Genomic DNA, 23,228 nt, shown 5'->3' with positions numbered 1-23,228 from the left:
ATTACCCGCGAAAAGCCGTCATATTTCACGATAAGAAATGAAATCAAAGGGTTTGCACTCGGGTTGTAAGCCCATGTTGGCAAGTTGTCAGAAGACGGAAAGTGCACACGCCAAGAATCGCCTGAAGTTTCCCTTTTGGAGACTCTTTTTTGGAGACAGCTCTATGGCTACAACAGCAAACCGCCCGATGTCGGCGGAAGAGAAGAAGGTGATTTTTGCCTCTTCTCTGGGTACCGTTTTTGAATGGTATGACTTCTACCTGTATGGATCGCTCGCCGCCATCATCGCCAAGCAATTCTTCAGCGGTCTGGACGAAGGCTCCGCCTTCATCTTCGCGCTGTTGGCTTTTGCTGCCGGTTTCATCGTGCGTCCTTTCGGCGCGCTGGTGTTCGGCCGTCTGGGTGACATGATCGGCCGCAAGTACACCTTCCTGGTGACCATCTTGATCATGGGCGCATCGACTTTCATCGTCGGTATCTTGCCCAACTACGCCAGCATTGGCGTTGCCGCTCCCGTCATCCTGATCGGTCTGCGCTTGTTGCAAGGCTTGGCACTGGGTGGCGAGTACGGTGGTGCCGCCACTTATGTGGCCGAGCACGCACCTGCTGGCAAGCGCGGTGCCTACACCGCCTGGATCCAGACCACTGCAACACTGGGCCTGTTCCTGTCGCTGATGGTGATCTTGGGCACACGCATCGCCATCGGTGAAGACGCCTTCGCCGAGTGGGGCTGGCGCGTTCCTTTCATCGTCTCGATCCTGTTGTTGGCTGTTTCGGTCTACATCCGTTTGAGCATGAACGAGTCGCCTGCTTTCGTGAAAATGAAGGCCGAAGGCAAGACCTCCAAAGCACCTCTGACCGAAGCTTTCGGCCAGTGGAAAAACCTGAAGATCGTGATCTTGGCCTTGGTCGGTTTGACCGCTGGTCAGGCCGTGGTCTGGTACTCCGGTCAGTTCTACGCTTTGTTCTTCTTGACCCAAGCGTTGAAAGTGGACGGCGCTACCGCCAACATCATGGTGGCTGTGTCCCTGATCATTGGTACACCGTTTTTCATCGTCTTCGGCTCGTTGTCGGACAAGATTGGTCGCAAGCCGATCATCTTGGCTGGTTGCTTGCTGGCTGTGGTGACTTACTTCCCAGTGTTCAAGGCATTGACCAAGGCTGCTAACCCAGACCTGGCCGCTGCACAAGCTGCCTCGCAAGTGGTGGTGATTGCCGATCCAGCCGAGTGCTCGTTCCAGTTCAACCCCACCGGCACCAAGAAGTTCACTTCTTCTTGCGACATCGCCAAGCAACGCCTGGCCAACGCTTCGGTGAGTTATGTCAACGAAGTGGCTGCAGCCGGTACGCCTGCCCTCATCAAAGTTGGCGCGACCACCGTGCAAGTCAAGTACTCGGCTGAAGACGTCGCTGCTGCCAAGGCCAAGGCCGAGGAAAAGCTGGCTGCCCTGAATGCGGCTGAACCCAAGGATGCCAAGGCCATCGAAGCTGCCACCAAGTCCGTGAAGGACCTGGGCAACGAGAAGACCGCTGGTGCAACCCTGTTGGGCGCCAACCTGGGTGCTGCCCTCAAGGCCGCTAACTACCCTGCCAAAGCCGACATGGCCAAGTTTGACAAAGTCAGCGTCATCGCCATCCTCACCTACTTGGTGATCCTGGTGACCATGGTGTACGGTCCTATCGCGGCCATGCTGGTCGAGATGTTCCCCACCCGCATCCGTTACACCTCCATGTCCTTGCCCTACCACATCGGTAACGGCTGGTTCGGCGGCTTGCTGCCCACCACCGCCTTTGCCATCGTGGCTCAGACCGGTGACATGTACAACGGTCTGTGGTACCCCATCATCATCGCGGGTGCGACGGTGGTGATCGGCGGCTTGTTCGTCAAAGAAACCAAAGACGTGGACATCTACGCCAACGACTGAACGTCGCTGTAAGCAAGCCGAGGTCACTCGGGTGCTAAATTCAAGGCCTTCCCTCTGCGGAGGGCCTTTTTCATTTCTGGAGTGATGACTATGTGGAAAATTGCAGTTGGATTCGTGATCTTTGCCGCTTTGGCTTTGTATGTGATCAGCAAGGGCGGTGATAGCCTGGACATGAGTGGTGAAAAGCACGGCGCTGACGCTGTGCACAGTGAGCCCGCCAAGGCCGACGCATCGGTGCCTGCTGCTGCGCCTGCTGCAGACGCCAGCGCTGCCAAGTAAGCCATCCACAGCGGCCTGCTGCGTTCCGCAGGAGCCCACCCCGTGGGCGATAGGGCCTGTGATGGTCCACCCAACGCTTGAACGCCCCTGTGTGGGGCGACCAGCACAAAGCCACGCACCAGCGTGGCTTTTCTTTTGGGCGCCTGAATTGTCACGGTCCGCGCCCTAGAATGCTTGGCCTCCACCCCAAAAAGCCAAGCCATGTCCCAAGGTCTCATCCGCATCCGTGGCGCCCGCCAGCACAACCTCAAGAACATCGATCTGGACATCCGCACCGGTGAGTTGACGGTGGTCACCGGCCCCAGCGGCTCGGGCAAGTCGAGCCTGGTGTTTGACACGCTGTATGCCGAAGGCCAGCGCCGCTATGTGGAGACCTTCAGCGCTTACGCCCGGCAGTTCCTGGACCGCATGGACAAACCGGCAGTCGACAAGGTCGAAGGCGTGCCCCCGGCCATTGCGATCGACCAGACCAACCCTGTGCGCAGCTCGCGCTCCACCGTGGGCACCATGACCGAGTTGAACGACCACCTCAAGCTCTCGTTTGCGCGGCTGGGCCAGTTGTTCGACAAAGAGACGGCGCAGCCTGTGCGCCACGACACGCCCGAAACGGTGTATGCCGAGCTGGCGCTGCGCGCCGCCCAGGCGCAAGACCCGCGCTTGTACCTGACCTTCCCAGTCGAGCTGCCGGCCAACACCAGCGCCGAACAGGTCGAGCAATGGCTCTCGGCCAGCGGCTTCACCAAGGTGCAGGCCGAACGCGAAGTGGCCACCCCCACCGGCCCGCGCAAGGTGCTGGATGTGGTGGCTGACCGCTTCCGCTTGGGCAGCGCTGAAAAGATCCGCGTGATCGAGGCCATCGAAGTCGCCTTGAAGCGCGGCAGTGGCCGCCTCAATGTGTACGTGGATTTGCCTGTCATGGCGAGCGAAGCGCGGCAATCCAGTCTTGAACCGTCACGTGATGTCGTTCTTCGTGATGACATGGGGCCGATCATTTGGCGCTTTTCCACCGGCCTGCATTGCCCCGACAGCGACCAGCGCTACACAGACCCGATCCCGTCGATGTTCTCGTTCAACTCGGCCGTGGGCGCCTGCGAGACCTGCCGGGGCTTTGGCCGCGTGATCGGGGTGGACTACGGTTTGGTCATCCCCAATGACAAACTCACCTTGCGCGCTGGGGCCATCAAGACCATCCAGACCCCCGCTTGGAAAGAGTGCCAGGACGACCTGATGCGCCATGCCGAGACCGAAGGCATCCCGCGCGACACCGCCTGGGCGCAGTTGTCTGAGGAACACAAGCACTGGGTCATCCACGGTTCGCCCTTGTGGAAAGGCAAGTGGAACCAGCAGTGGTACGGCATCAAGCGCTTCTTTGAATACCTGGAGAGCAAGGCCTACAAGATGCACATCCGCGTGCTCTTGTCCAAGTACCGCAGCTACACCGAATGCCCGACCTGCAACGGCGCACGCCTGAAGACCGAGAGCCTGCTCTGGCGCATGGGCTCTGCTGACGATGCCAACGCCGTGCTGCCACTGGCCCAGCGCTTCATGCCCGCAGGCGTGAAGTGGACACGTGCCCAGCTCGAAGCCCTGCCGGGCCTGAGCCTGCACGACATGATGATCATGCCGATCGACCAGCTGCGCCGCTTCTTTGACCGCATGAGCGCCACGGCCGTGGCCGAGGCCTCGCAAGACGCCGAAGCGCAAGCCCTCAAATTGCTGCTCGAAGAAATCACCACCCGCCTCAAATACCTGTGCGACGTGGGCATTGGCTACCTCACACTCGACCGCCAAAGCCGCACGCTCAGCGGCGGCGAGGTGCAGCGCATCAACCTGACCACCGCTTTGGGCACCAGCCTGGTCAACACCTTGTTCGTGCTGGACGAGCCCAGCATCGGCCTGCACCCGCGTGACATGAACCGCATCACCCAGGCCATGCACCGCCTGCGCGATGCGGGCAACACCTTGGTGGTGGTCGAGCACGACCCGGCCGTGATGCTGGCCGCTGACCGCATGATCGACATGGGCCCCGGGCCTGGCGAGCGCGGCGGCCAGATCGTGTTCGACGGCAGCACCGCCGACCTGCGCAACGCCGATACCCTGACGGGCGCCTATTTGGGCGGCCGCAAGCAAGTGGGCCTGGGCTTCAAGCGCATGGTGACCGACAGCACACCGCGTTTGATTTTGGAAGGCGCACGCGAGCACAACCTGCAAAACATCAGCGTGGATTTTCCGCTGCAGCGTCTGGTCACCATCACCGGCGTCAGTGGCTCGGGCAAGTCGAGTTTGATCCAGGACGTGTTGGCCCCAGCACTCATGCGCCACTTTGGCAAAGCCACCGAAACCCCTGGCGCACACGACCGCCTGCTGGGCGCCGACCACCTGAGTGATGTGGTGTTTGTCGACCAATCACCGATCGGCAAGACGGCCCGCTCCAACCCGGTGAGCTATGTGGGCGCGTGGGACGCGATCCGCGAAATCTTTGCCACCGCGCCCCCGTCGCGCCAGCGTGGCTACACCGCCAGCAAGTTCAGCTTCAACAGCGGCGACGGCCGTTGCCCCACCTGCGGCGGCTCGGGGTTTGAGCACGTCGAGATGCAGTTCTTGAGCGATGTGTACCTGCGCTGCCCCGATTGCGATGGCAAACGCTACCGCCCCGAAATTCTGGAGATCACCATCGAGCGCCAGGCCATCGGTGGCCAGCCCCGCCTGCTGAATGTGGCCGACATCCTGGACCTCACCGTGAGCGAAGCCGCTGCCTTGTTCGCACAAGACCGCGACGTGATCCGCGCCCTGCAACCCATCGTGGACGTGGGCCTGGAATACGTGCGCCTGGGCCAGCCCGTGCCCACCCTGTCGGGCGGCGAGGCGCAGCGCCTCAAGCTTGCGGGCTTTTTGGCTGAAGCCGCCAAAAGCGCTTCCAAAAGCCGCCAGAGTCTGGCGCGCAAGGGCACGTTGTTTTTGTTTGATGAGCCGACCACCGGCCTGCACTTTGACGACATCGCCAAGCTCATGCGCGCTTTGCGCAAGCTGCTCGAAGCGGGGCATTCGCTCATCGTCATCGAGCACAACCTGGATGTGATCCGCGCCAGCGATTGGCTGATCGACCTGGGGCCTGAAGGCGGCTATGCCGGAGGCTTGATCGTGGCCCAGGGCACGCCTGAAGACGTGCGGCAACACGCCAGCTCGCACACCGGCTTGGCGCTGCTTGAGTACGCGGAGTCCATGGGTGAGGTGGGGGTGGTGTCTGAGCGTTTGAGTGTCTATGGGGGCGAGGCTGCGGTGTCAGAGGGCTCCTCATACGGCGGGGGTACGCCAAAATCGTCACCCTCTGACACCACAGCTTCGCTGTCGAAAGTTCGAGGCAGGCCTGGTGTTAGCTCAGTTGCCCCAGCAGCTCGGCGTGCCCCTGTGTTGAACAACAACATCCAGATCGTCAACGCCAAAGAGCACAACCTCAAAAACCTGAGCGTCAACATCCCACGCGGCCAATTCAACGTGGTCACTGGCGTCAGCGGCTCGGGCAAATCCACGTTGGCGTTTGACATCCTGTTCAACGAAGGCCAGCGCCGCTACTTGGAAAGCCTGAACGCCTACGCGCGCAGTATCGTGCAGCCCGCAGGCCGCCCCGAGGTCGATGCGGTGTACGGCATACCGCCCACCGTGGCGATCGAGCAGCGCCTCTCGCGCGGTGGCCGCAAATCCACCGTGGGCACCACCACCGAGGTTTGGCACTTCTTGCGGCTCTTGTACGTCAAGCTGGGCATCCAGCATTGCGTGCACGACGACACGCCGGTGCAGCCGCAAACGCCCGACAGCATTGCCGCGCAGCTGATGACCCAGTTCAAGGGCCAGCACATCGGGCTGCTGGCACCGCTGGTGGTCAACCGCAAGGGCGTTTACACCGAGTTGGCCGACTGGGCGCGCCCACGTGGCTACACACACCTGCGGGTGGATGGCGAGTTTTTACCCACCACGGGCTTCCCGCGCATTGACCGTTTCAAGGAGCACAACATCGAATTGCCGGTGGCCAGTCTGGATGTGTTGCCCTCGCAAGAAACGGCGCTGCGCAAAGCGTTGACCACGGCCCTCGAGCATGGCAAGGGCGTGATGCATGTGCTGAGCGATTTGGGCGACTTGCGCGAAGCCATGTTCAATGGCGAGCCCACTGCCCGCATCGGCCAGCACCGCGTGTTCTCGACGCTGCGCGCCTGCCCGGCGTGTGACACGTCGTATGCCGAACTCGACCCGCGCTTGTTCTCGTACAACAGCAAACACGGCTGGTGCCCCGACTGCGTGGGCACGGGTGTCAAGCTCAGCAAGGACGAGCGCAAAGTGTTCGACGACTCGGTGCGCGACGACAAAGAAAAGGGCCGCGAACAAACCTTTGCCGAGCCCGAGATCGAAGACCTGGCCGATGTGGCCTGCCCCACATGCGAAGGCACGCGCCTGAACGCCACGGCCCGCGCTGTGCGCTTGAGCGCGGCCAATGGCCAGGCCTGGCGCATCACCGACATCGCCAGCCTGTCGGTCAGCGATGTGCGGCTGTGGGTTGAGCAATTGCAGCTCGTGGGCCGCGATGCCGACATCGCCCGCGACCTGGTGCCCGAAATCAAGAGCCGCTTGGAATTTTTGGAAGAAGTGGGCCTGGGCTACCTCACGCTCGACCGGGGGGCGCCTACCTTGTCCGGTGGTGAGGCGCAACGCATCCGTCTGGCCGCGCAACTGGGCAGCAACCTGCAAGGCGTGTGCTATGTGCTGGACGAGCCCACCATTGGCCTGCATGCGCGTGACAACCAGATCTTGCTCAATGCCCTGCACAAGCTGGGCGACAAAGGCAACACCTTGGTGGTGGTGGAGCACGACGAGGACACCATCCGCCGCGCCGACCACATCATCGATATCGGCCCGAGTGCGGGCAAACGCGGTGGCCGTCTGGTGGCTGAAGGTTCGGTGGCTGACATCACCGCCGCTGCCGATTCGCAGACCGGGCGTTACTTGTTGCACGCGATGAAGCATCCGATGCAAGCTCGCAGGTCGGTGGTGGATGCTTCTGCGCGGGGCAATGCCGTGGGCTCCTCATACGGCGGGGGTACGCCAAAATCGTCACCCACGCCATTGCCCCACGCAGAACCAGCGGGTGCTGAGCCCAATCAATTGGGGTCAGATCCCAATTCTTTTCAAGCCGCAAACGCCAGCGCCGTCGATACTGCGACGGCATCCGCCAAAGTGAAGGGCAAAAAGAAAGCCGCCTCACCCGTCGTGGATGCAACGCCCGAAGACCCCACGCCCCAGTGGCTCACTCTGACCGGTGCCAACCTGCACAACCTGCGCCAGGTCGATGTGCAAGTGCCGCTCAAGCGCTTGGTCGCCGTCACCGGCGTCAGTGGCTCCGGTAAGTCCACGCTGGCCCGTGACGTCTTGCTGGCCAACGTGCAGGCGCTGGTCAGCCAGCGTTCCACCTTCGCAGGTCGCACCGCGCAAGACGCAGGCCAACGTGTGGCCTTGTCCGCTTGCGCCGATGTGCAAGGCTTTGAGACGATTGACCGCGTGCTCGAAGTGGATCAGACCCCGATTGGCAAAACGCCGCGCTCGTGCCCCGCGACCTACATCGGCTTTTGGGACACCATCCGCAAACTGTTTGCCGAAACACTCGAGGCCAAAGCCCGAGGCTACGCCGCAGGGCGCTTCAGCTTCAACACCGGCGAAGGCCGATGCCCCAGCTGCGAAGGGCAGGGCCTGCGCACCATCGAGATGAGCTTTTTGCCCGATGTGAAAGTGCCCTGCGAAACCTGCCGAGGCGCCCGTTTCAGCCCCGAGACCCTGGCCGTCACCTGGCGTGGCAAAAGCATTGGCGACGTGCTGCAGATGGAAGTGGACGAAGCGGTGGAATTCTTCGCCACCATGCCCAGCATCGCGCACCCTTTGCAGTTGCTCAAAGACGTGGGCCTGGGCTACCTCACGCTGGGCCAGCCTTCACCCACGCTCAGCGGTGGCGAGGCCCAGCGCATCAAGCTGGTGACCGAACTCACCAAGGTGCGGGACGAAGTGGGCAAGCGCGGCAACAAGGTGCCGCACACGCTCTATGTGCTGGACGAACCCACCGTGGGCCTGCACATGGCCGACGTGGACAAGCTCATCAGTGTGCTCCACCGTTTGGTGAACGCGGGCCACAGCGTGATCGTGATCGAACACGATCTGGACGTGATCGCCGAAGCCGATTGGGTGATTGACCTGGGCCCCGAAGGCGGCAACGCAGGCGGCCGCATCGTGGCCGCCACCACGCCCGAGGCCTTGGTCATCCTGGGCACCCACACCGGCAAGGCCCTGGGCCCCGTGCTCGCCCGCGTGTAGGAGCGGCGCCCCCGCCGCGATGGGGCGCTCGCAGTCCTCAAGCCATCGCCCCGAGGGCGGGGCTCCCACAAAAGGCATTTCGCCTCTTGTGGGAGCGGCGCCCTCGCCGCGATAATTCCCGTAAGGAGGCCCGAAGATGGCGGATCAACCCCACTCGCACAGCTTGCGCACGGGGCGCCACACGCAAGCGGGGCAAATTTACCTGCTGACCACTGTGACTGCAGATCGTCAGCCGGTTTTTGTCGACTTCCAGGCGGCCCGTTGCCTGATCCGGTGTTTGCAGCAAGCAGCCCTTTTGCGGCAAGCGGACACATTGGCTTTTGTGGTCATGCCCGACCACCTGCATTGGCTCATGCAGTTGGGTGAGGGCATTGACTTGTCCCGATGCATGGGGAGTGTCAAATCCATCACTGCGCGCCAACTTGGCATACCTTTTTGGCAGAAGGGTTTTCATGACCATGCCGTCCGCAAAGAAGAGGATTTACCAGCGGTGGCCCGCTATGTGGTTTCCAATCCTGTGCGGGCCGGCTTGGTCAAGCGTGTTGGTGAATATCCGCACTGGGATGCCATTTGGCTGTGACCAGCCATCGCCCCGAGGGCGGGGCTCCTACAGAATCATCCGTAGGAGCGGAGCCCCCGCCGCGATGGGGCGCTCGCAGTCCTCAAGCCATCGCCCCGAGGGCGGGGCTCCCACAAATCATTGGGCGATTACACACCCAAACGCCACAGCGATGTGACCTCCGCCGCTCGCGCTGCATGCAGCGGGTCGGTGGCGTCTTGGGCTTTGCCGTGCACCGGCTTCACGTCCGTGCGGCCCAGCACTTGCAGACCGGCGTCTTGAATCCAGCCCAGCAAGGCCTCGCGGGTGCGCAGGCCCAGGAGTTCGGCCAGGTCCGACAGGATCAGCCAGCCTTCGCCGCCTTCGCACAGGTGCGCTTTCAAGCCACCCAGAAAACCTTTGAGCATCTGGCTGCCTTCGTCATACACCGCTTGCTCCAGAACCGATGTAGGGCGTGCGGGCAGCCACGGCGGGTTGCACACCACCAGCGCGGCTTGGCCAGGCGGAAACAAATCGGCTTGCAGCAGCTGCACCTGGTTTTGCAGGCCCAGACGTTGCAGGTTGTCGCGGGCGCAGACCAGTGCACGCTCGGCCATGTCGGTGGCCACCACTTGGCTTGCACCACGCCGTGCCAGCACGGCCGACAGCACGCCGGTGCCCACACCAATGTCAAAAGCCACCGAGTGTTCTTTCAAGGCCGCAGGCAATGGTGCCTTGGCCACCAAGCCCACATATTCGCCACGCACCGGCGAGAACACGCCGTAATGCGGGTGGATGCGCAGGTCTTCGCCCAATGCGGGCACTTCGACGCCGTTCTTGCGCCATTCAAAAGCGCCGATCACGCCTTGCAAGGCGCGCAGCGAGATCACCGAAGTCTGTCCGTCGGCCGCACCAAAGGCTTGCGTGCAAGCTTGTTTGGCGTCGGGGGCGCGGCGCAGCGTGATGCCGTAGTCGCCGTTCAGCTCGATCAGGATCTGGCTCAGCACACGCGTGCGCTGGGCTTGCGCCTGGCGGTGGGTGTGAAAGGCCGCACCGGGCACCGGCGCGGTTGCATCGGCTTTTTTGCGCTTGACCTTTTGTGGTTTGTCGATGCGGCGTGCCATCGCTTGCAGCAGTTGGCGGGCGTTGTGAAAGTCGCCGCGCCACAGCAAGCCCGTGCCCTCGCAGGCCAAGCGGTAAGCCGCATCGGCGGTCAGGGTGTCGTCGGCCAGCACCACGCGGGCGGGCAAGTTTTGGTCAGAGCGCCACAGGGCCGAGCGTTCGGTGTCTTTTTCAGACCAGGTCAAAAGGGTGGGGATGTTCATGTGTGTGCCATGCCGTTCAGCAGGTGTTGTGCCAATTCGGCAAAGCCCGCGCCACGTTCACTGGGTGTGATGTAGCGGGGAGGGTGTATGAGTTGCGCTTCAAAGCGCCGGATGTTGGCCACGCCCACACTGTGCGGGAAGCGCTCGAACATCACCTGATCGTTGGTCGAGTCTCCCACATAAACCCAGCGCCCGATCTCGGCGTCCAGATCGCGGCCCCACAGCGCGCGCACGATCCAGCGCGCGCCCGAGAGTTTGCTGTGTTCGCCAAACCAGCCGTTGATGTGGATGCTGCTCACGGTGGCCGTCATGCCTTCGCTTTGCATGATGCGCACCACCGCATCGATGGCCTCAGACGACAAGTGCGTGAACTCGCTGTGGTCAATCGCGATGTCGGTTTCGCGGCCCGCATGGTCTTGCGACAGTTGCGCGCCCGGCACCTCGCGCAGCACGCGTTGGCCAACAGCCTGCATGCGAGCAAAGTTGCGCTCACGTGTAGCGGCGTTTTGCTGGTAAATCTTGCGCAGTCCATGCGCCGGGGTGGGCAGCAAACCCACAGCGCCGTTCTCGGCCACGATGGCGTCCACGGGCCAGCGGTTCACAAAAGGCTCACTCCAGCCCACAGGCCGACCAGTGATCGGCACCACGCAAAGACCTGCCGCTTTCAGATTGGCCAGGGCCTGCAGGGCATCGGGCGTGATGGCGCCCTCGGTGGTCAGGGTGTCGTCGATGTCGGTGAAAACGCCGATGGGGCGCAGGCTGCGCGTGGGCAGTGAATCGAGTTTCAGCATGTTGAAAGCTTCAGGTCAGGCCCCGGTGTGAGGCCGGCCCGGGTTGATTGGATGGCGCTGCTGAAGCGCCGGTCCATTTTGCCTGAATGCGTTCAGGGCGACGAGACCGCCAGGGGCTTGAGTTTGTCGGTGTTGCGGATGCGCGTGCTCGCGCGCCAGTCCAGGCGCGATACATACCTTTTGGCGCGATCTTCGGACCGGAAGTGGCCGGTGACCACGGTGTATTGCCAGTTCAGAGCCTCTGGCGTTTTGCGCACTGCAAGGACATGGGCCATGTCGAGCTCTTTGTGTTTGGACTGGAACTTCTGGGCTTGTTCCAGCGTGTTGAACGCGCCGTGTTCAACCACATGACTGTCTGCAGGCAGTGATTTGAGCCAGCGTTCACCTGCCCTGACAATTGCAGGCAACGGCAGCTCGTCTTGGGAGGTTGATCGCGGCTCGTTTTGGGTCGACCCGGACGATGGTCCGGCTATTTTGACAGGGGCGCTCACTTCAACGGAAGTCGCGGCATCGCTGGCCTGATTTCGTGCGGGCGCGTTGGCTGCTGGACTGGGGGTGTTGCGGGTGGGGGCGGCGGACGGGGCAAATGAAGTCATCCACACCCATGAGCCCAAGAGCGCGGTTCCCGCCAGTGCGATGCCCATGTTCAACGGCTTGTCAAAAGGCATGCCGGACCGTGGTGTGGTGTTCGTGGGGACTGCTGCGTCCAGATCCAGGACGATGCGATCAAACCCATCAGGGTTTTGCCATTCAGAAGGGGCCTGACTGCTCAGCCAGATCACCCGAAAAGGCAATGCCGGGAATGATTCCATGAGCCGACAAATGAGCGACTGTTGCGCAGCCGAAAGTCGCTCGGCATCGTGGATGATCCAAATATGCACCGCCGATGGTGACGTCCTTGCTTGCTCGTGCGCATGCAGCCGGGCAGCGACTTCCTGATTCAGTCGGCCGATCATGGGCAAAAAATCGCGGCCGTTGTACTCGTTGATCACCGTTTCTGGTGCCATAGACAGGATGCTCGTCACCATACGTTCGCAAAATTGCGTCAAGTTGGCGTGAGTTCGGCTGATGAGCATCAAATTCCGAATGTCGCCCATCAGAGAGAGCGCCAGATCAGACGGTGAACAGAGGGTGTTCATGCTGGAGGTGTCCCTTGCGTGAGATGGCATCATAAGATTCATGGCATTCGATTGTAGGGTTTACAAAAGAAGTATTTTTGGATGAAGAACATGCTCGCAATCCCTGATGAAAGGCCATCGCACCGGTGACAGTTTTTTGGGCCTGGCATGGCATCATGGGCAGGTAACCCTGATGTTGGAGACGCACATGACCCCTTTCACTCGCCGTATGTTATGGAACACAGCCGCCTTGGCGTTGTCGTTGATCGGCGTGTCTGCTGGGGCCCAGACCCCCTGGCCGACCAAGCCCGTCAAGATCTTGGTGCCCTTCACACCCGGCGGCACCACCGACATCCTGGCCCGAGCCGTTGCACCGGAGTTGTCCAAGGCATTTGGCCAGCAGTTCGTGGTCGAAAACAAAGGCGGCGCGGGCGGCAACCTGGGCACTGAAATCGTGGCCAAGTCGCCCGGTGACGGCTACACCCTGCTCATGGGCACCGTGGGCACGCACGGCATCAACAAGGCCCTGTACCCCAAGCTGCCCTATGACCCCTTCAAGGACTTTGCACCCATCACCCTGGTGGCCGGTGTGCCCAATGTGATGGTGGTCAACGTGGACAAAGCTGCGGCCAACAAGATCAACAACGTGAACGACTTCATCAAGTACGCCAAAGCCAATCCGGGCAAGCTCAACATGGCTTCCAGCGGCAATGGCACTTCCATACACCTGGCGGGCGAGTTGTTCAAAAGCAAGACCGGCATCTTCATGGCGCACATTCCCTACCGTGGTTCGGGCCCGGCCTTGCTCGACCTGGCTGCCGGCAACATGGACGTGATGTTCGACAACCTGCCCTCGGCCATGCAGCTCATCAAGGGCGGCAAGATCAAGGCCTTGGCTGTGACCAGCGCCCAGCGCTCGGCGGCTTTGCCCGATGTGCCCACGGTTGAGGAAGCTGCGGGCCTCAAAGGCTTTGAAGCGAGCAGCTGGTTTGGCCTGCTGGCACCCGCAGGCACACCGCCCGATGTGGTCAGCCGCATCCAGCAAGAAGTGGCCAAGTCCCTGGCCACACCCGCCATGAAAGAGCGCTTGGCCACCTTGGGTGCCATTCCCAGCGGCAACACGCCCGCGCAATTCACCGCCCTCATCGACAGCGAACACAAAAAGTGGGCCGAAGTCGTCAAGGCCTCAGGTGCCAAGGTGGACTGATGGCCTGGTTTGACGGATTTGAACGCAAGTGTCTGAACGTTCAGGGTTTGCCCGTGGCCTTTCGGCAATCATCGGACTGGTCTGCGCAAGCGCACCTGCCGGTGCTGGTCTTGCTGCATGGCTTTCCACAAACCCATGTGATGTGGCATCGCGTGGCCCAGCTGCTGCGGGGGCGCTACCGCCTGGTCATGCCCGACCTGCGTGGTTACGGCGACTCGTCACACGCGGTGGGCGATGCCGAGCATGCCCATTACAGCAAGCGGGCCATGGCGCAAGAGGTGATTGGTTTGCTCGATGCTTTGGGCGTGGACGATTTTTATCTGTGCGGCCACGACCGTGGCGGCCGTGTGGCCCATCGGCTGGCGCTGGACCATGCCGCGCGCGTAAAAAAGCTGTGTGTGATCGACATTGCGCCCACCCTCGATATGTACGCCCGCACCGACATGGACTTCGCCCGAGCGTATTACCACTGGTTTCACCTGATCCAGCCCGCACCTTTGCCCGAGTTCATGATCGCAGGCAACGCTCAGTCATATCTGCACGCCAAGCTGGGCGGCTGGGGCAGCCAAGGCCTGGGCTACATCGAGCCCGAAGCCTTGGCCCAATACGAACGCTGTTTCTGCCATCCTGCGCTCAATGCCAATGGCCAGCCTGCCGCCATCCACAGTGCCTGCGAAGACTACCGTGCCAGCGCAGGCATTGACCTGGAGCACGACCGCGAAAGCCGTGCACAAGGACACAAGATTGCCTGCGACACCTTGGTGCTCTGGGGTGAGCGTGGGGTGGTCAACCGCCTCTTCAAACCGCTTGAGCTTTGGCAAGCCCAATGCGCAGGGCGTGTCTCGGGCCAGGCCATGCCTGCGGGCCACTTCATTCCCGAAGAATTGCCCGAGGCGACCAGCGAAGCACTGACTGGTTTTTTCTACTGAGTCAGCAGGCGCTCAAGCCCCGCAGCACTTCTTGTATTTCTTGCCGCTGCCACACGAGCAAGGATCGTTGCGACCGGGGGTGGCTGCCTTGATGACTTGTTCGACGCGGGGGCCGATGTTGCGCCAGATTTCGCGCAGGTCGTACACGGCCCACAGTGCTTCGCCGTAGGCGTTCAGTCGGTTCTCGCTCACGCTGGGCGGGCCGTCTTCGGACAAGGCTGACAAAGTGGGCGTGTCGGCATCGTCTTCGGTCAGGGCCACGATGGCTTCGAGCGACAGGTCGTGCCACTTGGCGGCTTCTTTGTCTTTGGGGGCGGCCCATTCGTCGGCCCAGTTTTCGACCGCGAACATGAAGCCCAGCGCCCAGACTTGTGCGAAGGAGGGGATTTCGTTGTCGTCGATTTCGGCGCGTTCTTCTTCGGGCAGTGTGGCGATCGCACCGCGCACGTCCATCACCTCGGGGGCGTAGGCTTTGTCGTCGTCCAGCGCTTCCACCGGGGTGTCGAGCGACAGCTTGATTTCGTCAAAGCGGCGCTGCCACAGTGACAGGAATTGCGCACGCTGTGCATCGTCGGCAAAGCTGCCGCCGTCCTCACCTGCATCTGTCCCTTCGTCCACGCCCAACAGCATGGGCAGCCATTCGCTCTCTGGGATGGGGCGGCGGCTGCACACCATGGCGGCCATGAAGCCTTCGCAGAACTCCCATTGCGGCGTTTCTTCAAAACGCTCGCGCAGGTCGTCGAGGATGTTGTCCAGGGTGTCGAAGTCTTCGGCTTGCAAGCCAGCGGTGGTGTTCATGGTGTGTTCCTGTATTCAGGCGAGGATTGTAGGGTTGAGCGCCACGCCGCAGCGCTCCAGGCGCTTGCGCATGCACAGCACTTGCGCGTCTTTGCTGTGCAAGGCGGCGGTGTGTTGCACGGCCAGGTCGATGAACTTTTGGTCGTCCGGGTCTTTGCAGGCGTATTCGGCTTTGGGGGCATCGGGCTGCAATTGCGCCAAGCGGTCAAAGTGGCCGAGCACGGTGCTGGCGGTCAAGCAGCGGTGCGTCAGGCGTTTGGCGATTTGCGGGTAGGCCAGCACGCGGGCCAGCTCTTCGCGCATGGCGGCGGTGGCCAGCCACTGCGTGCTGCCGCTCTCAACGCTGGTGCGAAGTGCCTCGGCCTTGGGTTCGTCAAACACCCACAGGTCGAGCACGATGTTGGTGTCCAGCACGCGGCGCACCGGGGTTTTCGCCCCGTCTGTACCCAGACCTTCCAGCAGAGCCGCGCCCAGCTCCATGCTCATGGTGCAGACGATCCCGAGGCGTCGGGGCCGGGCGTGCCCGCTGGGCTGTTGGTGCCGTCGCCAGGCACGCGCTTCAAGCTGCCCTTGACCATGTCAAAGCGGAACAAGCGGCATTCGATCGGGCCGTTCCACATGGGCACGCGGCGCGATTCTTTCAGGCGCATTTTGCTGGGCAGCTTCAGGTCGGGCGTGAGCATCCAGGCGCTCCAGCCGCTGTAGTTCTTCTTCCAGTGGCTGGCCAATTGGGCAAAAAAGTCGCCACCGTCGTCGGTTTGGGCGGTTTCGCGGTGGTGGCTCTGGTCTGCTGCACGCGAACTGGCCAGGGCTCCCGGCTGGAAGTTGTCGCGCCCACGCCCAGCCACACCGGCGGCGGCAATGCGCTCGCCATAAGGTGGGTTGAGCAGCATCACGCCGGGGGCCTCGCTGGGCGGCATGCGCTGCAGGGCATCACCACCCCGAAACTCGATCACACCGGACACGCCCGCCCGCTCGGCATTGCGCTCCGAAAAATCCACCATCCGGAAGGCCACATCGCTGCCAAACACCGGCGCGGTAGGTTCGTGTTCCAGGTCACGGGCCTCTTCGATCAGGCCTTGCCACACGTGGTTCTGGAAGGGCAGCAGCTTTTCAAAGCCAAAGCGGCGCTGCAAGCCGGGCGCGATGCCGCAGGCGATTTGAGCCGCCTCGATCGGGATGGTGCCGCTGCCGCAGCAAGGGTCGTACAAAGGCACGGTGGCGTCCCAGCCACTGGCGGCGATCATGGCGGCGGCCAGGGTTTCTTTCAGGGGCGCGTCGCCCTTGTCGGTGCGCCAGCCGCGCTTGAACAAAGGCTCGCCCGAGGTGTCGATGTACAGGTTGAGTGTTTCCGGCGTCACGTGCGCGTAGATGCGCACGTCGGGCCAGGTGGTGTCCACGCTGGGGCGCTCGCCGCGCTTGGCGCGAAAGCGGTCGGCCACCGCGTCTTTGATCTTGAGCGCTGCAAAGTTCAGGCTGGTCAGCGGGCTGTGTTGCGCGGTGATCTCGATCTTGAAGGTCTGTTTGGGCGTGAACCAAATCTCCCAGGCCACCGCGCTGGCGGCTTGGTACAGGTCGTTTTCGTTGCGGTAGGGCGTCTCGGACAGCTGCACCAGCACGCGCTGGGTCAGGCGGCTGTGCAGGTTGATGCGCTGGGCATCGCGCCACGAAGCGCGTGCCATCACGCCGCCGCGAGCGGTGAGCAGGTCTTGGCCCGTCAGGCCGGTGATCTGGTGGATTTCGTCGGCCAGAAAGCCTTCAACGCCGGCGGCGCAGGGCATGAAAAGTTGGAGTGAGTTCACGGCAGCAGGTTTCTCAAAGTGTTTTGCGCAGATTGGCGGGCGCGATCTTCAGGGCTTCGCGGTATTTGGCCACGGTGCGGCGGGCGCAGTCGATGCCTTGCTCCTTGAGCATTTCCGAGATCTGGTTGTCCGACAGGGGTTTGGCCGGGCTTTCGGCGGCCACCAGTTGTTTGATCAAGGCGCGCACCGCGGTGCTCGACGCCGCATTGCCGCTGTCGGTCCCCAAGCCCGAGCCAAAGAAGTATTTCAGCTCAAAGGTGCCTTGTGGCGTGGACATGTATTTGGCCGTGGTCACGCGGCTGATGGTGGACTCGTGCATGCCCAGCTCGTCGGCGATCTCGCGCAGCACCAGCGGGCGCATGGCCAGCTCGCCTTGCACCAGGAAGTTCTTTTGTCGCTCCACGATGGCTGAGGACACGCGCAAGATGGTGTCAAAGCGCTGCTGGATGTTCTTGATGAACCAACGCGCTTCTTGCAGGCGTTGCTGAAGGCCTGCGTGCGACTCGCCCTTGCCACCGCGCAAGGCGTTGGCATAGATGTCGTGCACGCGCAGCTTGGGCATCACATCGGGGTTGAGCTGGATGCGGAACTTGGGCGCGCCGGTTTTGCGCAGGTTGGTCACGATCACGTCGGGCACGATGATGTTTTGCTCGGCTTGCACAAAGGGGCGTCCAGGCTTGGGTTCGAGCCGGGCAATGAAGGGGATGGCCGCTTTGATCAGCGCCTCGCTGTCACCGGTCAGCACAGCCAGACGCTTGAAGTCGCGCTTGGCCAGCAATTCCATGGGCTGGCCACACACTTTGAGCGCGGCTTGCATGGTCGCGTGGGTCGGGTCGTCTTGCAGCAAGGCCTTGATCTGGATGCGCAGGCATTCGGCCAGGTCTCGTGCGCCCACGCCCACGGGTTCGAGCGATTGCAACAAGCCCAGTGCCACCGTGAAGCGGTGCACCAACTCGTCGAGTTGTTCAAAGTCATCTGTGCCCGCCAGGCTGGCGGCCAGCTCGGGCAGGGTGTCGGTCAGGTAGCCATCGTCATTGAGCGACTCGATCAGAAAGCGCAGCGCGGCACGGTCGATTTCGGACAGGCGCAGGGACAGGGCTTGGCGGTGCAAAAAGTCGGTGAGCGAGCCGACGCTGCGGGCCAGCTCGGTGGCGTCGGCGGTGTCTTCGCCCTTGTTTTGGCGCGATCCGGCTTCGCCCCCCCATTCGCTGTCGTCGGGACGCATCTCGACGCTGCCGTCGCCGTCCCAGCTCTCGGCCACATCTGCAACCGCTTCGCCCGTGACTTCGCTGGGCCCATCGTCGTGGCTGGATTCGGTGGCGCTTTCGCTCACCCGGTCTCCCAGGCTCACGCGGCTGTCGGCCTGCTCTAGGCCGAAGGCCTCTTGCGGGGCCTCTTCATCGCTGCGTTCTAGAAACGGGTTTTCGTCGAGCATTTGCTCAACTTCTTGCGTCAACTCCAGCGTGGACAACTGAAGCAGGCGGATCGATTGTTGCAACTGGGGCGTGAGCGCCAGGTGCTGCGACATGCGCAGCGACAGACCCGGTTTCACGCTGCGGCTTTCATGTCAGGGTTCAAAGCAGGGCGCATCACATTCGGAAGTGTTCGCCCAGATAGACGCGCCGCACATCGGCGTTGGCCACAATCTCTTCGGGGGTGCCTTGGGCCAGCACATGACCGTCGCTGATGATGAAGGCGTGGTCGCAAATGCCCAAGGTCTCGCGCACGTTGTGGTCGGTGATCAGCACACCAATGCCGCGCTGCTTGAGGAAGGCGATGATGCGCTGGATCTCGATCACGGCGATCGGATCGATACCCGCAAACGGTTCGTCCAGCAAGATGAAGCGCGGGTCGGTGGCCAGGGCACGGGCAATTTCCACCCGGCGGCGCTCGCCGCCCGATAAGGCCACGGCGGGCGAGTCGCGCAGGTGGTCCACGCGCAAATCGCTGAGCAGTTCGTTCAGTTTCGATTCAACGTCCGCACGGCTCAAGGCATGCCCATGGGCATCGGTTTGCAATTCCAGGATGGCGCGGACGTTGTCGGCCACTGAAAGCTTGCGGAAAATTGAGGCTTCTTGCGGCAGGTAGGACAGACCCATGCGCGCGCGCTTGTGAATGGGCATGCGCGTGACGTCCTGCCCGTCGATCAGGATCTGTCCGCCATCGGCGCGCACCAAGCCGACGATCATGTAAAACGAAGTGGTCTTGCCTGCGCCATTGGGGCCGAGCAGGCCGACGACCTCGCCTTTGGCCACTTGCACTGACACGTCGTGCACCACCTTGCGGCTGCCATAGGCCTTTTTCAGGTGCCGCGCTTGCAGTCGGCTGCCGACGGAGGTATCGCTCATGGTTTCTTGCTTTCGCCAAGATCTGGGCTGGTGCGCAGCATCGGGGTGCTTGAGGCGGCGGGTGCTGCACCGTCTTTGCGGGGCGTCAGTACGGCGCGCACGCGTTCTGTGCGCCCGCTGGGGTTGAGTCCTTTGGCTTGTCCATCCACGCTCATCACTTCGGTGGTGTTGTTGTAGACGATCTTTTGGCCGGTGACTTGGTTGCTCACTTCGGTGCCACGCAAGACGCGGGCTTCAGCACGTTGGATCAGGGTCATCACATCCGACTGCTTGTCGTAGATGGCCATCTCGGCCTCGCCCTCTGTGTATTCGTTCAGACCATCGCGTTTTTGGCGAAAGAAAATCCGCTCTTTGGGGGCAGCCCAGAAGTAGGCGATTTGTTGACCCTGGTCGTTTTCTTGAACTTCCATGCGGGCCGCACGCATGACCATGGTGCCTTTGACGGCGACCACATTGCCCGTGAACTGGCTTGTTTTTTTGGCCTCATCGTGGCGCATATTGTCCGCCTCGATGTTCATGGGTTTGTCTTTGTCGGCTTTTTCGGCAAGCGCGGGCCCGCCGAGCAGCGTCAGACTAAGGGTTATGAAGGCGGTGAAGCGGGAAAAGGCTTTAAAAGGCATGAATCTTGCTGGTGATCACTTTTTGATTGTAGGCGCAAGCGTTGCCCGATCTGGACTGTCCATAAAAAAAGCCCGCCTGGGGTTTCCTTGGCGGGCTTTGCACCAAATGGATGTGACAGGTGCAGTCGGTCGTGTCAGCGGTTTTGCGCGATCAGGGATTCGGCCACCTTGATGGCGCGCTCCATGCTGCCTGCGATTGAGCCATCCGTGTAGAAACGCCCGGCAATGCCAAAAGAAGGCACGCCCTCGACCTTGTAATCGTTTTGCAGTTGTACCGCACGCTTGAGCTTGCTGGCCACGCCGAACGATTTGTAGGTCTCGGTGAATTTGATTTTGTCAACGCCGTGTTTGGAGACCCAGTCTGCAATGGCTGTCTCGGTGTTGAGGGCTTGCTTTTCCACATGGATGGCAGCGAATACTTTGGCATGCAAGCTCTCGAGCAAGCCCATGGCCTCGAGGGCGTAGAAGAGGCGTTGCTGGGGTGCGAAGTCATCTCGAAAAGCCACAGGCACGCGGCGGACGACCACATCTTTGGGTGCGGTCTTGATCCACTGCGCAAATGTGGGCTCGAAGGCGTTGCAATGGGGGCAGCTGTACCAGAAGAACTCGATCAGCTCAATCTTGCCCTTGTCGACATCGGTGGCCACAGGGCGTTCGAGCGGGTAATAATCTTTGCCCGCTTTGAACAAAGCTTGCGCCCAAGCAGTTGATTGGCTGACCCAAGCCGACGTGGCCAGCAATGCGGAAGAGAAATGACGACGTTTCATGAAGGCTCCTGAAGCGGTTGGATGGTTTGTAGAGGCTCAGCGCTGAACGCGCACCAAGGTGTTCTCGATGCTGTTGGTTTCCAGTCGGGTGCGAATTTTTTCGGCGCTTGTTTTGTCGGCAAAGGGTCCCAAGCGCACGCGGTAAACCGTGCGCCCACCTTGGTCGCGTTCAGACACCTTGGCGTCCATGCCCATCAGTGCCAGTTTGGCTTTTTGGGCATCTGCGTCAGCGGTGCTGCGAAAGGCCCCAACCTGAATGACGTAATCAAAAGGGTCTGATCCGGTGGGCGTGGGTGCAGCGGTGGTTAATCCTGACTTGGCTTTGGTCAAGTCGCCCAGCGGGTCAGCCGTGACGGTGGGTCGGCTTTCGACTTTTGCAGGCTCTGATTTGACGGTTTCGGCGGTGGGCTTGTTGACAGGGGCGTCGACCGGTTTGGCCGGCGCATCGTTAACAGCTGTTGCAGGCCCTTCGGCGGGGGCTTTGGGCTGGAAAATGTTATTGGGGTTCCAATCTTTGTTTTTCTGACTTTCGGCGCTGTCCTGTTCAGATGACCTTGGTTGGTTCTTGTTGGAAAAGGGGGTGGGCACCTTGGTCACATAAATTGCAACCGCCAGTGAGCTGGCCAAACCCACCACCAAACCCATGATGAAGCCAATGAATGTGCCGCCGTGTTGAGATTTTTTAACCATCTTGATTCACATTTTTTGAGGTGCTGAAACGCCCAGAACTTTCAGACCGTTGTGCAGCACTTGCGCGGTGGCAGCGACCAATGCCAAACGGGCCTTTTTGACTGCTTCGTCATCCACCAGAATACGCTCAGCATCGTAGTAGCTGTGGTACAGCGAAGCCAAGTCGCGCAAATAGAAGGTCACGTCGTGCGGCGCGAAGTCGTTGGCCGCAGAGGTCAGCATCTCAGGGTACTTGGCCAGGGCCAGCATCAGCGCGTGGGCCTGTGGGCTTTGCAGAGGCGACAGTTCGGCGTGCGTCAGGCTGGCCTTGTCGCCACCCCAAGCCGCCAGCACCGAGCAAATACGGGCATGGGCGTACTGAACGTAGTACACCGGGTTGTCGTTGTTTTGGGCCAGCGCCAAGTCGATGTCGAAGATGTATTCGGTGTCCGGCTTGCGCGACAGCAAGAAGAAACGCACCGCGTCTTTGCTGGTCCATTCGATCAGGTCGCGCAAGGTCACGTAACTGCCTGCGCGCTTGGAAATTTTGACCTCTTCACCGCCACGCATCACGCGCACCATGGTGTGCAGCACGTAATCGGGGTAGCCCTCGGGAATGCCGACATTGGCCGCCTGCAGGCCCGCACGCACGCGGGCAATCGTGCCGTGGTGGTCGGTGCCCTGGATGTTGACCACGCGGGTGAAGCCGCGTTCCCACTTGGTGATGTGGTAGGCCACATCGGGCACAAAGTAGGTGTAGGTGCCGTCGCCTTTGCGCATGACGCGGTCTTTGTCGTCGCCGTAATCGGTCGATTTGAGCCACAGCGCGCCGTCTTGCTCGTAGGTCTTGCCTGCGTCTTTGAGCTTTTGCACGGCGGCGTCGACCTTGCCGCTGGTGTACAGGCTGGACTCCAGGTAGTAGTTGTCGAACTTGACGTCAAAGGCCTTCAGGTCCAGGTCTTGCTCGTGGCGCAAATAAGCCACAGCAAACTGGCGCATGCCGTCCAAGTCATTCACATCGCCACTGGCGGTGAACTCGCGGTCATCGGACTTGACGGTCTTTTTGGCCAGAAAGTCGTTGGCGATGTCCTGGATGTAGTCGCCGTTGTAGAACGCCTTGCTTTCGGGGTTCTCGGGGTCGGTTGGCCAGCGATCGTCGCCCGGCTTGACACCCAAGGCGCGCATGTGGGTGCTTTTGGCCAGGGTGCCAATTTGCACGCCCGCATCGTTGTAATAGAACTCGCGGTAGACCTGCTGGCCTTGTGTGGCCAGCAAATTGCAGATCGCGTCGCCCAAAGCCGCTTGGCGGCCGTGGCCCACGTGCAGCGGGCCTGTGGGGTTGGCCGAGACGAACTCGACCAGCACCTTGTTGGCTTGCGCAGGCTGGTCGCCAAAGCACTCGGCCGCTTGCAGCACTTCGTGAATGATGGCTTGCTTGGCCGCGTCTTTCAGTCTGATGTTGATGAAGCCCGGGCCAGCCAGCTCGATGGCGTCCACCCAGCGCTCAAAAGCGGGGGTGGCCAGCAAGGCGGTGCGCAGGGCTTCGCCCAGTTGCCGGGGGTTTTGTTTCAGGGCTTTGGCCAGCTGCATGGCGGCTGTGCAAGCCAAGTCGCCATGGGCGGCGACCTTGGGGGATTCAAAGGCAGCACGGCTACCGGCGCCGGGCTGGAGTTTGTCGAGCTCGGCGGCCAAGGCCGCGAGCAAATGTTGTTTGGCAGAAAGCATGGGTGGATTTTACGGGGCGTGGCCTGGTCTGAATGGA

18 protein-coding genes are annotated in these 23,228 nt (G+C 61.6%); 6 read left to right on the top strand and 12 right to left on the bottom strand.

All coding sequences use genetic code 11. The features are described from left to right. Positions 1 to 163 precede the first annotated feature (163 nt). From B9Z52_RS05960 to B9Z52_RS05945, 4 genes are all read left to right on the top strand, one after another. Positions 164 to 1,924 (top strand): MFS transporter, encoded by a 1,761-nt coding sequence (locus tag B9Z52_RS05960; RefSeq protein WP_108412917.1) that lies wholly within the window; start codon positions 164 to 166, stop codon positions 1,922 to 1,924. 90 nt (positions 1,925 to 2,014) lie between these two features. Further along, entirely contained in the window at positions 2,015 to 2,203 is a 189-nt protein-coding gene (locus B9Z52_RS05955; RefSeq protein ID WP_108412916.1) for a hypothetical protein, read from the top strand. A gap of 201 nt (positions 2,204 to 2,404) precedes the next feature. Then, positions 2,405 to 8,554, top strand: coding sequence for an excinuclease ABC subunit UvrA (gene uvrA / locus B9Z52_RS05950; RefSeq protein ID WP_108413010.1), 6,150 nt, complete (start codon positions 2,405 to 2,407; stop codon positions 8,552 to 8,554). 136 nt (positions 8,555 to 8,690) lie between these two features. Further along, positions 8,691 to 9,134, top strand: a complete 444-nt coding sequence (locus B9Z52_RS05945; protein ID WP_108412915.1) for a transposase — start codon at positions 8,691 to 8,693, stop codon at positions 9,132 to 9,134. A gap of 128 nt (positions 9,135 to 9,262) precedes the next feature. Here the strand turns inward: B9Z52_RS05945 and B9Z52_RS05940 are convergent, their stop codons facing one another. From B9Z52_RS05940 to B9Z52_RS05930, 3 genes are all read right to left on the bottom strand, one after another. Continuing rightward, positions 9,263 to 10,417 carry a class I SAM-dependent methyltransferase gene (locus B9Z52_RS05940; protein ID WP_108412914.1) on the bottom strand — a complete coding sequence of 385 codons (1,155 nt, stop codon included), beginning with the start codon at positions 10,415 to 10,417 and terminating at the stop codon, positions 9,263 to 9,265. Then, on the bottom strand, positions 10,414 to 11,208 hold the full coding sequence (locus B9Z52_RS05935; protein WP_108412913.1) for an HAD-IIB family hydrolase: 795 nt from the start codon (positions 11,206 to 11,208) through the stop codon (positions 10,414 to 10,416). Before B9Z52_RS05935 ends, B9Z52_RS05940 begins: the two co-directional genes overlap by 4 nt. A 92-nt stretch (positions 11,209 to 11,300) precedes the next feature. After that, on the bottom strand, positions 11,301 to 12,389 hold the full coding sequence (locus tag B9Z52_RS05930; protein ID WP_108412912.1) for an SPOR domain-containing protein: 1,089 nt from the start codon (positions 12,387 to 12,389) through the stop codon (positions 11,301 to 11,303). Between the two features lie 166 nt (positions 12,390 to 12,555). Between B9Z52_RS05930 and B9Z52_RS05925 the strand changes: the two genes are divergently transcribed. Together B9Z52_RS05925 and B9Z52_RS05920 are read left to right on the top strand one after the other, a co-directional pair. Further along, positions 12,556 to 13,533 carry a tripartite tricarboxylate transporter substrate binding protein gene (locus tag B9Z52_RS05925; RefSeq protein ID WP_233251842.1) on the top strand — a complete coding sequence of 326 codons (978 nt, stop codon included), beginning with the start codon at positions 12,556 to 12,558 and terminating at the stop codon, positions 13,531 to 13,533. Continuing rightward, positions 13,533 to 14,462, top strand: coding sequence for an alpha/beta fold hydrolase (locus B9Z52_RS05920; RefSeq protein WP_108412911.1), 930 nt, complete (start codon positions 13,533 to 13,535; stop codon positions 14,460 to 14,462). The genes B9Z52_RS05925 and B9Z52_RS05920 overlap by 1 nt, the downstream gene beginning before the upstream one ends. Before the next feature lie 12 nt (positions 14,463 to 14,474). On the opposite strand, the gene B9Z52_RS05915 is transcribed toward B9Z52_RS05920, so the two are convergent. The 9 genes from B9Z52_RS05915 to argS form a co-directional block, all read right to left on the bottom strand. Further along, on the bottom strand, positions 14,475 to 15,260 hold the full coding sequence (locus B9Z52_RS05915) for a YecA family protein (protein ID WP_108412910.1): 786 nt from the start codon (positions 15,258 to 15,260) through the stop codon (positions 14,475 to 14,477). Positions 15,261 to 15,275: 15 nt separating this feature from the next. After that, positions 15,276 to 15,746: a putative toxin-antitoxin system toxin component, PIN family gene (locus B9Z52_RS05910; protein WP_369907856.1), complete on the bottom strand. Its 471-nt coding sequence runs from the start codon at positions 15,744 to 15,746 to the stop codon at positions 15,276 to 15,278. Continuing rightward, complete coding sequence (locus B9Z52_RS05905) at positions 15,743 to 17,062, bottom strand: class I SAM-dependent RNA methyltransferase (protein WP_199222043.1); 1,320 nt, start codon at positions 17,060 to 17,062, stop codon at positions 15,743 to 15,745. Before B9Z52_RS05905 ends, B9Z52_RS05910 begins: the two co-directional genes overlap by 4 nt. Before the next feature lie 13 nt (positions 17,063 to 17,075). Then, positions 17,076 to 18,614 (bottom strand): RNA polymerase factor sigma-54, encoded by a 1,539-nt coding sequence (locus B9Z52_RS05900; protein ID WP_108412908.1) that lies wholly within the window; start codon positions 18,612 to 18,614, stop codon positions 17,076 to 17,078. Positions 18,615 to 18,651: 37 nt separating this feature from the next. Further along, entirely contained in the window at positions 18,652 to 19,410 is a 759-nt protein-coding gene (lptB, locus tag B9Z52_RS05895) for an LPS export ABC transporter ATP-binding protein (protein ID WP_108412907.1), read from the bottom strand. Then, entirely contained in the window at positions 19,407 to 20,030 is a 624-nt protein-coding gene (gene lptA, locus B9Z52_RS05890) for a lipopolysaccharide transport periplasmic protein LptA (RefSeq protein ID WP_108412906.1), read from the bottom strand. The genes lptB and lptA overlap by 4 nt, the downstream gene beginning before the upstream one ends. A gap of 134 nt (positions 20,031 to 20,164) precedes the next feature. Further along, the gene (locus B9Z52_RS05885) at positions 20,165 to 20,797 is read right to left on the bottom strand and encodes a thiol:disulfide interchange protein DsbA/DsbL (protein ID WP_108412905.1); all 633 of its coding nucleotides are present in this window, start codon (positions 20,795 to 20,797) and stop codon (positions 20,165 to 20,167) included. Between the two features lie 36 nt (positions 20,798 to 20,833). After that, positions 20,834 to 21,487: an SPOR domain-containing protein gene (locus B9Z52_RS05880; protein WP_108412904.1), complete on the bottom strand. Its 654-nt coding sequence runs from the start codon at positions 21,485 to 21,487 to the stop codon at positions 20,834 to 20,836. Positions 21,488 to 21,493: 6 nt separating this feature from the next. Beyond that, entirely contained in the window at positions 21,494 to 23,191 is a 1,698-nt protein-coding gene (gene argS / locus B9Z52_RS05875) for an arginine--tRNA ligase (protein WP_108412903.1), read from the bottom strand. Between the last annotated feature and the right edge of the window lie 37 nt (positions 23,192 to 23,228).

The organism is Limnohabitans sp. Jir72 (assembly GCF_003063575.1).
Taxonomy (GTDB): domain Bacteria; phylum Pseudomonadota; class Gammaproteobacteria; order Burkholderiales; family Burkholderiaceae_C; genus Limnohabitans_A.
This window is presented reverse-complemented; position numbering and strand designations above follow the sequence as displayed.

Excerpts from the sequence above, each read along its gene's own strand:
- B9Z52_RS05930 (WP_108412912.1), bottom strand. The coding sequence starts at position 12,389 with ATGAATCTTATGATGCCATCTCACGCAAGGGACACCTCCAGCATGAAC.
- B9Z52_RS05915 (WP_108412910.1), bottom strand. The coding sequence starts at position 15,260 with ATGAACACCACCGCTGGCTTGCAAGCCGAAGACTTCGACACCCTGGAC.
- B9Z52_RS05955 (WP_108412916.1), top strand. The coding sequence starts at position 2,015 with ATGTGGAAAATTGCAGTTGGATTCGTGATCTTTGCCGCTTTGGCTTTG.
- B9Z52_RS05885 (WP_108412905.1), bottom strand. The coding sequence starts at position 20,797 with ATGAAACGTCGTCATTTCTCTTCCGCATTGCTGGCCACGTCGGCTTGG.
- B9Z52_RS05935 (WP_108412913.1), bottom strand. The coding sequence starts at position 11,208 with ATGCTGAAACTCGATTCACTGCCCACGCGCAGCCTGCGCCCCATCGGC.
- argS (WP_108412903.1), bottom strand. The coding sequence starts at position 23,191 with ATGCTTTCTGCCAAACAACATTTGCTCGCGGCCTTGGCCGCCGAGCTC.
- lptA (WP_108412906.1), bottom strand. The coding sequence starts at position 20,030 with ATGCCTTTTAAAGCCTTTTCCCGCTTCACCGCCTTCATAACCCTTAGT.
- lptB (WP_108412907.1), bottom strand. The coding sequence starts at position 19,410 with ATGAGCGATACCTCCGTCGGCAGCCGACTGCAAGCGCGGCACCTGAAA.
- B9Z52_RS05910 (WP_369907856.1), bottom strand. The coding sequence starts at position 15,746 with ATGAGCATGGAGCTGGGCGCGGCTCTGCTGGAAGGTCTGGGTACAGAC.
- B9Z52_RS05920 (WP_108412911.1), top strand. The coding sequence starts at position 13,533 with ATGGCCTGGTTTGACGGATTTGAACGCAAGTGTCTGAACGTTCAGGGT.
- B9Z52_RS05880 (WP_108412904.1), bottom strand. The coding sequence starts at position 21,487 with ATGGTTAAAAAATCTCAACACGGCGGCACATTCATTGGCTTCATCATG.
- B9Z52_RS05960 (WP_108412917.1), top strand. The coding sequence starts at position 164 with ATGGCTACAACAGCAAACCGCCCGATGTCGGCGGAAGAGAAGAAGGTG.
- B9Z52_RS05940 (WP_108412914.1), bottom strand. The coding sequence starts at position 10,417 with ATGAACATCCCCACCCTTTTGACCTGGTCTGAAAAAGACACCGAACGC.
- uvrA (WP_108413010.1), top strand. The coding sequence starts at position 2,405 with ATGTCCCAAGGTCTCATCCGCATCCGTGGCGCCCGCCAGCACAACCTC.
- B9Z52_RS05945 (WP_108412915.1), top strand. The coding sequence starts at position 8,691 with ATGGCGGATCAACCCCACTCGCACAGCTTGCGCACGGGGCGCCACACG.
- B9Z52_RS05925 (WP_233251842.1), top strand. The coding sequence starts at position 12,556 with ATGTTATGGAACACAGCCGCCTTGGCGTTGTCGTTGATCGGCGTGTCT.